This is a genomic window from Paenibacillus sp. (assembly GCF_048976745.1).
Lineage (GTDB): Bacteria > Bacillota > Bacilli > Paenibacillales > Paenibacillaceae > Paenibacillus.
Genome location: NZ_JBHGUU010000006.1, coordinates 1,687,074 through 1,697,162, shown reverse-complemented (window position 1 = coordinate 1,697,162; position 10,089 = coordinate 1,687,074). Strand labels below are relative to the sequence as shown.

At 45.8% G+C, this 10,089-nt stretch carries 6 protein-coding genes; all 6 read left to right on the top strand.

Annotated elements, in window-relative coordinates; genetic code table 11:
* Positions 1–1,982, top strand: a 1,982-nt coding sequence (locus tag ACE3K2_RS14115; RefSeq protein WP_421891039.1) for a dynamin family protein, incomplete at its 5' end; no start/stop codon positions are given.
* A gap of 322 nt (positions 1,983–2,304) precedes the next feature.
* The gene (locus tag ACE3K2_RS14110) at positions 2,305–4,077 is read left to right on the top strand and encodes an ABC transporter ATP-binding protein (RefSeq protein ID WP_315935991.1); all 1,773 of its coding nucleotides are present in this window, start codon (positions 2,305–2,307) and stop codon (positions 4,075–4,077) included.
* Positions 4,074–5,924, top strand: coding sequence for an ABC transporter ATP-binding protein (locus ACE3K2_RS14105; RefSeq protein WP_421891035.1), 1,851 nt, complete (start codon positions 4,074–4,076; stop codon positions 5,922–5,924). Before ACE3K2_RS14110 ends, ACE3K2_RS14105 begins: the two co-directional genes overlap by 4 nt.
* Before the next feature lie 222 nt (positions 5,925–6,146).
* Entirely contained in the window at positions 6,147–7,787 is a 1,641-nt protein-coding gene (locus ACE3K2_RS14100) for a helix-turn-helix domain-containing protein (protein WP_421891031.1), read from the top strand.
* A 131-nt stretch (positions 7,788–7,918) separates the two neighbouring features.
* Positions 7,919–8,908 carry an ABC transporter substrate-binding protein gene (locus tag ACE3K2_RS14095; RefSeq protein ID WP_421891028.1) on the top strand — a complete coding sequence of 330 codons (990 nt, stop codon included), beginning with the start codon at positions 7,919–7,921 and terminating at the stop codon, positions 8,906–8,908.
* 62 nt (positions 8,909–8,970) lie between these two features.
* Positions 8,971–9,993, top strand: a complete 1,023-nt coding sequence (locus ACE3K2_RS14090) for an NAD(P)/FAD-dependent oxidoreductase (RefSeq protein ID WP_421891025.1) — start codon at positions 8,971–8,973, stop codon at positions 9,991–9,993.
* The last annotated feature ends 96 nt before the right edge of the window (positions 9,994–10,089 follow it).

Below are 10,089 nucleotides of genomic sequence, written 5' to 3'. Positions count from 1 at the left end.
CAACGTCAGTGGCGGCGCAGCCACAGACGTCTGAGCCACCGCCGCAGCAGCGCGCAGCCGCAGCGGCAGTGCCAGGGCCAACGGCGGCGGCTGGCGCTGAACGCCGCCGACGCCTGGACGCAGCAGCGGCACGGCTCGAAGCCGCTGCTGCGCTGGTGGAGCCGTACCCCGCCATGGGGTCGGCGGTACGGGATCTGCGTGCACGCGCGGCTTCGCTTGCGGGCGGCACGTTCACTTTGGCGCTGTTCGGAGCATTCAGCGCCGGTAAATCCTCCTTCGCCAATGCGTTGCTGGGCGAAGCGGTACTACCCGTCTCGCCGCATCCAACAACAGCGGCGATTAACCGGATCATGGCACCTGCCGGGGGCGCGGAGCATGGAACAGCCCGGGTCCGCATGAAGACCCGGGATGCCTTCCAGGAAGACCTCGCCTATTCCTTCCGTCTGCTTGGACTGGGTGAGCCGGGAACCGAGTGGCAGAAGCGAGTACGTTCCCTCTCGCCACAGGATGTACATCCTGCAGGGCGCCCGCATTACAGCTTTTTGCAGGCGGCAGCAGCCGGTTGGGAAGAAACAGCGGACCAGTTAGGTCAGGATGTGCTGGTGGATCTGGACGGGTATCGTAACTTTGTTGCAAACGAGAAAAAGTCCTGTTTTGTAGACAGTATTGATCTGTACTACAGTTGCGATGTAACTGAACAAGGCATTGTATTGGTAGACACACCAGGAGCGGACTCCGTGAATGCTCGTCATACGGGTGTAACCTTCAATTATATGAAAAATGCGGATGCCCTCATTTTTGTAACGTATTACAACCATGCGTTCTCTCAAGGAGATCGCCAGTTCCTGAATCAGTTGGGACGTGTCAAGGATAGTTCTGCCATGGATCAGATGTTCTTTGTTGTGAATGCCAGTGACCTGTCTTCCTCTGAAGAAGAACTGGAGCAGGTTCTCGATCATGTGAGCAACCAACTGCGCAGTAATGGAATTCGGGCACCACGACTCTTCCCGGTATCCAGCATAATGGCGATGGAAGGTAAGATGGCAGGTGATTCGAAGCTGCTTGAGCAATCCGGTTTTATTCGTTTTGAGGAAGAGTTTAACCAATTTGCAGGCAGAGAATTAGCCGATCTTGCCGTCGGTGGCGCTTCCGAAGAGATGGTACGTGTCATTCAGCGGTTGAAAAAACGCGCGGAGGATGCGGCACAGGGGGAGGAAGTATTGCAGCAGCGGCGGAACGAACTGGAGACCATCCTGGGACAGTCACGCCAGCGCATACAGCAACTTGCAGCACGATCCATGAAGGAAGAGTTGTCACAGGAAACAGCAGAGCTGCTCTTCCATGTGCGGCAGCGCCTTGCCTACCGCCTGGGCCTATTCATGGCAGAAGCCTTCCATCCATCCGTACTTCGGGAGGATCGGGGCAATCTGAAGACGGCTTTTGCAGCCTGTGGACGTGAACTGTTGCGTATGATTGCCATTGAACTGGAGCAGGAACTGCTCGCTACCACCCTCAGACTTGAACAGGCAGGTCAGACTTGGCTAATGAAGCAAGTTACGGATTGTATAGATGAGGTGAGACAGTTATCAGGGGGCGTGGATGTGTCACTGCCACTGAACGAAAGCTGGAGTACACCTGTGCTTGAAGAAGTTCGTCTGGAAGAACCGTCGGGATGGAAAAGCTATTTGAATCATTTCCGCAATCCAAAACAGTTCTTCGAAGGGGATGGGCGTCAGCGGTTACAGGAGGCACTTGATCCGGTCCTCAAACAAATGATTATTGAAGTTCTTCCTGCTGCACAAGACAAACTGATTCAGTTTTATGACAACCAGATCTGTCAATCATTGCAACACCAATCCCGACAGTTGGAAGAACGTCTGGACGAGGCGGTGAGCGGAATTCAAGATACGCTGGAGAGCGGAATTCCGGCCGAGCAATGGACCAGCTTGTCTGTACAATTGGAACAGATTGAACGCAGTTAAAATCAAGGCATAACGCGTATTCTCTGGAAGTATTTGTAAAAAAATGAATGATTCAGCAACACATTGAAAATGTTACGCAAACCAATCCAAAAAGGCCCCTGCCGAAAAGGCATACAGGGAGCCTTTTTTTGGTACGAACAACCTGAAATAAAGAGAATATTCAAACATTTGATTGAAAGGTGGGTATTTACCTTCGTTAATGCGTCAATAAGCTGAAAGCAGGCAGAATATGGTCTGTTATTCGCTTTGCCGCGAATGGGGTACGGTGATAAACTTCATAAATGTTCATAGTATTTTTGAACGACATAAGAGGAGGAGAAACATGGATGTTCTTAGGCAACTGCAAACCTTTTTTTGGGAAAAGCGAACGTATTTATTTGTATCAATCTTGTTCCTCGCCTTAGCGACCGCACTTGGGTTGGTGTATCCGTACATGCTGAGGATACTGATTGATGATGTTATTGTTCCGCGCACTTTTGAAGACGTTCCCATAATTGCCTTGACTGTGTTAGGTGTAGTGATTTTGAAAGCGGGAATGCAGTTTTTACATGGCTTTTTTGGTGGACGCTTGGGTAACTTTCTGGCGTACAGACTTCGTAACGCATGTTATGAAAAGCTTCAATTTTTATCCTTCCGTTATTATGATACGGCCAAGACAGGTGATCTGATGTCCCGCCTCACGGGAGATTTGGAAGCCATCCGTAACTTTATCGGATTTGGTTTCGCCCAGATTCTCAACATGGTTTTGATGGTCGTATTCGGCGCAATCATGATGATGACCATGAGTTGGCAGCTTACGCTGTTCACACTCATATGCATCCCATTACTTGCCTTCGTTGCGCTGAGATTCGAATCCAAAATTCACCCTGCGTTTCAGGAGATGCGGCTGGCGCTCAGTTCACTGACGACAGCGGTACAGGAGAATATCACTGGCGTACGTACGGTAAAATCCTTTGCACGTGAGCCTTATGAAGTGGAGAAATTCTCCACACGCAATGAACGTTACAAGACAAATCAGATTCATGCCGCAACATTGTGGAGTCGCTATTTTCCGATCATGGAGATTCTTGCTTCGGTGAGCATCGTGCTGTTGCTGGTGATTGGTGGAAGAATGGTTATACAGAAGACGCTGACACTCGGTGAACTCGTTGCCTTTTTCAGTTTGATCTGGTACATAATCGGTCCAATGTGGAATCTGGGGTTCCATATCAACAACTATACGCAATCCAAAGCTTCAGGTGAACGGGTGCTCGAACTGCTTAATACGCCAGTGGATGTGGAAGAAACGCAAGATCCGGTCATAGTCGAGGCAGACCAAGTGAACGGCCATGTGACATTTGAATCCGTCACCTTTGCCTACGGCAACAAAATGCCAGCGGTAACCGATATTAATTTTGATGCTGCACCCGGTTCTGTAATCGGTTTCCTCGGGGGGACAGGGTCAGGTAAATCAACCATCATTCAGCTTCTGATGCGTGCATATAACGTCAACTCGGGTACGATCAAGCTGGATGGCAAAAACATCAAAGATATAGGCATTCGCAGTTTGAGGAGTCAGATCGCTTCTGTTTTCCAGGAAACATTCCTGTTCTCATCCAGTATTCGCAATAATATTTCCTACGGACTTAAGAATGTCACCATGGATGAGATTATCCGTGCAGCCAAGCTGGCCAAGGCTCATGACTTCATTATGGAGTTCCCGGACGGATATGACACGGTGGTTGGTGAACGCGGCATGGGATTATCAGGTGGACAGAAACAGCGGATTGCGATCGCAAGGGCTTTGCTGAAAAATCCGAAAATCCTGGTACTTGATGATGCAACCAGCGCCGTGGACATGGAGACGGAACATGAGATTCAATCCGGTTTTCAGGAAGTAATGCGCGGCAGAACGACATTTATTATTGCACACCGGATTTCATCTCTGCGGCACGCAGACGAGATCCTGGTACTGGATGAAGGTCGCGTGGTACAACGCGGTAAACATACCGAACTCATTGAAGTGCCTGGACCATACCAGGATGTTTACAAAATTCAATATGCAGATTATATTGCCCGCGGTAAGCGGGAGGCTGGGGAGCAGGTGAATTCATGAGTGCCGAAACGATAGCCGACAGGCGCGAGGCCAAAAGTGCCTCTGAGAAGAAACTGAATGAACGATTTGTGTATCAGGATGATGAAATTATTGAAAAACCGTTTAACTGGAAAGAATTTGGACGTTTATTTGCCTACATGAAACCTTATGCGAAACAACTGTTGCCACTCGTTATTCTAATGATGATTCTGGGTACCATTACGAAATTATCCGTACCTTTTCTGATCAGTCTGGCGATTGACCGAGCCATCGCACCGGCAACAGGGTTGCCAAGCATGACGATGCTTTATCTTATTGCAGGCTCCATATTTTTGTTGTATCTCATTCAGTGGGCTGCCAACACGTACCGGATCAAACTGACAAACATTATCGGACAGCGTGTTATTTACGACCTTCGCTCGGATCTGTTCAAGCATATCCAGAAGCTGTCCTTTAACTTTTTTGACAAAAGACCTGCAGGTTCCGTACTGGTTCGTGTGACGAATGATATCAACTCCCTACAGGATCTATTCACCAACGGTGCAGTTAACGTCATGATCGACTGTGTGCAACTGCTCGGGATCATTGTGATCTTGCTGTTGATTAACTGGAAACTGGGTCTCGCCGTAATCATTACGGTGCCAATCATGTTTATCATCTCAACCAAGCTGCGGGTGCTAATCCGTCGTGCCTGGCAGGATGTACGCATGAAGAACTCCCGGATTAACTCTCACTTGAATGAATCCATTCAGGGGATTCGCGTGACTCAGGCTTATACACAGGAAAAAGAGAACATGAAGTATTTTGACAACATGAATCTGTCCAGCAAAAAGTCATGGGATAAAGCGTCAGCGATGAACCAGGGCTTCGGACCACTGATCGAGATTACCGGCGGATTCGGTACATTAATCCTCTTCTGGTTTGGTGCCTATCTGATTCAGGATGGTCAGTTGACCGTGGGATTACTCGTTGCTTTTGCCAACTATGTCGGCAACTTCTGGGACCCGATCAACCGTCTGGGTCAGATGTACAATCAGCTATTGGTTGCCATGGCATCATCGGAGCGTATCTTCGAATTCATGGATGAAAAGCCAAGTATCGCAGATAAACCGGGTGCCAAGCCACTTCCTTCTATTAAGGGAGATATCGCGTTCGAAAATGTGGTGTTCGAATACGAGAAGGGCAGACAGGCGCTCAAAGGTATCAGCTTCTCGGCGGCTGCAGGTCAATCGATTGCACTTGTTGGTCATACGGGTTCAGGTAAAAGTACGATCATCAATCTGATCAGTCGTTTCTATGATATATCCGGCGGACGTCTCACCATTGACGGACAGGACGTTAGGGATGTAACAGTAGAGAGTTTACGCAGCCAAATCAGCATTGTCTTGCAGGATACCTTCATTTTCTCGGGTACGATTCGTGACAATATTCGATTTGGACGACTGGATGCAACGAATGAAGAGGTGGAGGATGCGGCCAAAGCAGTCAATGCACATGAGTTCATCATGAAGCTGCCTGGTGGATATGATACCGAAGTAGAGGAACGCGGAAACGTATTATCCATGGGACAGCGACAATTGTTATCCTTTGCCCGTGCACTCCTTGCAGATCCGCGCATATTGATTCTGGATGAAGCTACAGCCAGTATCGATACGGAAACAGAGCTTAAAATCCAGGAAGCATTGAAGGTGCTGTTGCAGGGAAGAACGTCCTTTATGGTCGCTCACCGTCTCTCAACCATCCGGAATGCAGATAACATTATCGTCCTGGATCATGGTGAAATTAAAGAAGAAGGAAGCCATGAGCAGCTTATCGAAAAACAAGGCGTTTATAATGGATTAATAGAAGCTCAATACAGATTTTTATAATGAAACCTTTGGACGCCTTTGAAGCGTCTGAACACAGTTGAATTTATAACACTCTGGCGTTCTTTAGCCTGATCCTTCAATAATAAGTGCATCAATAAGTGCATCTTATTTATTGAAGCCAGGTTAGAGGATAGCCGGAGTGTTTTTTTTAATCGATAGTGTGGTATGTTATATTTTTGAAGAATGAAATCAATACAATCGTTCATGGCTGGAGGGGGATCAATGCAGAGGGACAACAACGAAATAAAATCAGAGCATTTTGATCACCTGGATCATATGAATTTTAGGCTCATTCACGTGAATCACACAAGTGGTACTGCAACGGAGTGGCTTCTAAGGAAACACTTCATTGAAACATACATGTTATTATTTATAGCCAGTGGCCAAGGGTGGTTAAAGATCGATGGCAGTTTCATCGAATTGAAGGCGGGGGGACTGTACATCGCTTTCCCAGGACAACTGGTTGAGGCAAATGTGCATTCGTTGGATGAACGAGGTGTGTATCACATGAGTTTTGATGTCATGTACACATTGGAGCAGGAGGGTGTAACAGCCCTTGATATGATGAAACAACTTTTACGTAATGAAGTGAATGGCGAGGTCAGCTCATCTTCCCCCGTTGCTGTTGGCGTGATCTGTCAGATGATTTATCACCACACATTAAAGAAGGATGGTTTGCAAAGGTACTATGGTCAGATTCGTTTTCAGGAACTATTGTATACCATGTTTTACGACGTGGCCTGTGCAGAAAAGACGGATTTGGCTTCCCCAATTGAACATGTCAGAGCCTACATTGAGCATAATTATTCGAATAGATTAACCATTGAGGAATTAGCAAATGTGGCACGAATGAGCCCGCGACACTTCATGCGTTTATTCAAGAAAAGGTTTGGCTACAGTCCCGTTGATTATTTGACTTTATATCGAATTAAACAAGCCCAGATCTTAATGAGAAATGATCACAGTTATCGACTCAAGGATGTGGCAACGTACGTGGGTTATCAGGATGAGACGTATTTCCGGCGTAAATTCAAACAAATCTCTGGCATTCCACCAGCAGCGTTTATACGTAATAGCAAACAAAAAATTGCTGCAGTTCATTCTTTGAGCATTGGTATACTGCTTGCTTTGCAGATCATTCCATGTGCCGCGCCAACAAGTCATCCATGGACATACTATTATAGACGTAAATATGAAACGGACAAAGTTATGCCACTCGCAGAGAGTGAGACCACCTGGCTGGAACAGCTTCGATTAGTTAAACCTGATTATATTATTACGATGGGGACGGAGTCTGAGGCTTTGCAAACTCAGCTTCATTCCATTGCTCCTGTGTGTGACCTCCCTTGGGAAAAAGGCGATTGGAGAGAGCATTTGAGATATGTTGCAAGTTTTTTGGACAGGTCGGATATTGCAGAGGTGTGGCTTCAAAGATATGAAGAGAAGGCAGAGATCATTAAGAATCAGCTTACAGATTTCATACGAAAAGACAAACTGGTTGTACTCAAAGTTCATGGTGAAGCGTTGCAGATGTTAGGCCCAAGGAGCATTGCTTCCGTTTTTTACGTTGATATGCAAATGGAAGCTCCCGAGGGAGCTGAGACTTATTGGGAACGGGGCACAGTGACCATTAAGGAGTTATCTGTTCTCAACGTCGAAAGAATATTACTGATTGTGGGTGAGGATGAGACATCGAGGCAGACATGGTCTGCTGTGCGGAAGTCTGAAGAATGGCTTGCGTTGTTAGCGGTACAGAAGGGCAGAATGGATATCCTCTTGTCGAGCGTTCTGCTGGACTACACCGCGTTTACCCATGAGCTTATGTTGGATGAAATATTAAAGTTATGGCAAGATCGTCCATAGTAAAAAGTCTGAATAGTCAATATCATACCTAAACATATTTTAATATACTTACTCCTATATCAAATGATAATGATAATTATTATTGATTAGACATTGTCATATATTAATGACCTATAGGGGGTACATAGAGAATGAGATTTAGATGGTTAACCGTAATATGCACAATGATGTTGATGCTCGTTATTTCTGCTTGTGGGGCAGCAGGCAAAGAAGCATCCTCGAGCGAGGGACAAGAAGCGGGTACCGCCAATTCTTCAACAACAGAGGCCAGTCAGGTGAAAAAAGTGAACACGGAAATGGGAGAAGTTGAAATTCCGTTGAACCCACAAAAAATAGTTGGATTGTCTGTTGTATATCCAGAATTTTTATATTCACTTGGCATCGTACCCATTGCTGTACAGAACTACCATGAGGATTTTCCTTCTTACTTGCAAGAGCCATTTGCAAACACGATGAAAATGGGAATAGGAAGAACGCCTAATTTTGAAGCCCTGATGGAGGCAGCTCCGGATTTAATTATCGCTCCTGACTGGTGGTCCAAAAAGGACTATGATCAGCTTGCTCTGATAGCACCTACCGTACTTTTGCCACAGCGTGATGATTGGCGCGATGAACTGCGGGATATGGCCAAAATTTTGGACAAAGAAGAACAGGCAGAAAAGGTGATTCAGGATTTGGTGGATAAGGAGAAGGTAGCTGCTGCCAAATTGAATAAGCTGATTGGTGAGGAGACTGTTCTCTACATTAGAGTGATGGAAAAAGAAATCGTACTTCATGGGGAGAACCTTGACCGAGGAAACTTTGTCCACAAACGATTGGGAATGAATCCACTTCCTAATTTCCCGAAAGATCAAACTGCCATGTCCGTGTCCTTGGAAGTATTGCCTGAATACGATGCAGATCATCTGATCGTTCAGTTGGATGATGAGACTAATCCGGAAATTAAAAAGAAATTTGAAGATATGTTATCTTCATCGTTATGGAAAAATCTGAAAGCAGTCAAGCAGGACCACGTCTACATGGTGGGTGGCAAGGAATGGTTCAATCTAGGAATGTCTCCACTTTCCGATGAATATGTCATTGATGATATTGTTGCTGCTTTTGAAGAAAAAAACAAATAAAGCAAACTCTTAAAGTTACATGTATCTCGAATTCATAACTAAATTAACAGGGTGTGTTTAAAATGAATGAAGAAGATATCTATGATGTAACCATCATTGGAGGCGGCCCTGCCGGAATGTATGCGGCTTTTTACGCAGGGATGCGTGATATGAAAGTTAAAATCATCGAAGGTAAAGACCAGCTTGGTGGATTCCTGCATACCTATTCGGAAAAAACAATTTGGGATGTAGGCGGCCTACCACCTATGAAATGTTCAAAGTTGATTGAGTGGCTAGTTCAGCAGGCCAATACGTTTAATCCAACGGTTGTATTGAATTGCAAAGTGGAAAGGTTCACTCAAATGGATAACGGAATATGGAGTATGTATACCACTGGAGGTGAGATACATTATACGCATACAATCATTGTTTCAGTAGGCCACGGTATCGCAGAGATTCAGAAGTTGGAGCTGCAGGAGCCAATGGAATGTGAGTATGAAAATCTTCATTACACCGTGCAAAATCCAGAACATTTTTCAGGGAAACGTGTGCTCATTTCAGGAGGCGGCAATAGTGCGGTAGATTGGGCAATTGAACTTGCTAAACTTGCTCGAAAAGTAGTCGTAATCCACCGGAATAATGAGTTCCGTGCAATGGAACGAAATGTAAGCGAAATGAACAACATAACGGATGTGAGAACACCATATAACATCACACAGCTTCATAGTCATGCTAATCATATCCAACAGGTTGTGATTACGCATAAGGAAAGTCAGGACAATGTGGTGTTGGAAGTGGATGAAGTTGTCATTAGTCATGGATATAAAAGCAATTTAAGTGATCTGGCCAGTTGTGGCCTGGAGATGAACGACGGAATGGTTCTCATGAGCCACCATGCAGAGACAAGCCTTCCAGGTGTTTATGCAGCAGGAGACTGTGCAACCCATGAGAGTAAAGTCAGACTCATTGCAGGAGCTTTCAATGATGCGATCGTGGCAGTTAATAGTGCGAAACAATATATGACGCCAGACGCACCTAAGATGGCTTATGTTTCTTCCCATAATGAAATCTTCCGAGAAAAAAATCGACAAATCCCAAGTCTTTAAACTTGGGATTTGTTTGCGTATTTCGATTCACTGGAGTATTAAAGTCTGCTCTTTTAACATTTCCTTAATTTTGGGAGGAATGGAAGGAGTATCGAA

Coding starts and splice junctions, on each gene's coding strand:
- ACE3K2_RS14105 (WP_421891035.1), top strand. CDS start 4,074: ATGAGTGCCGAAACGATAGCCGACAGGCGCGAGGCCAAAAGTGCCTCT.
- ACE3K2_RS14110 (WP_315935991.1), top strand. CDS start 2,305: ATGGATGTTCTTAGGCAACTGCAAACCTTTTTTTGGGAAAAGCGAACG.
- ACE3K2_RS14090 (WP_421891025.1), top strand. CDS start 8,971: ATGAATGAAGAAGATATCTATGATGTAACCATCATTGGAGGCGGCCCT.
- ACE3K2_RS14095 (WP_421891028.1), top strand. CDS start 7,919: ATGAGATTTAGATGGTTAACCGTAATATGCACAATGATGTTGATGCTC.
- ACE3K2_RS14100 (WP_421891031.1), top strand. CDS start 6,147: ATGCAGAGGGACAACAACGAAATAAAATCAGAGCATTTTGATCACCTG.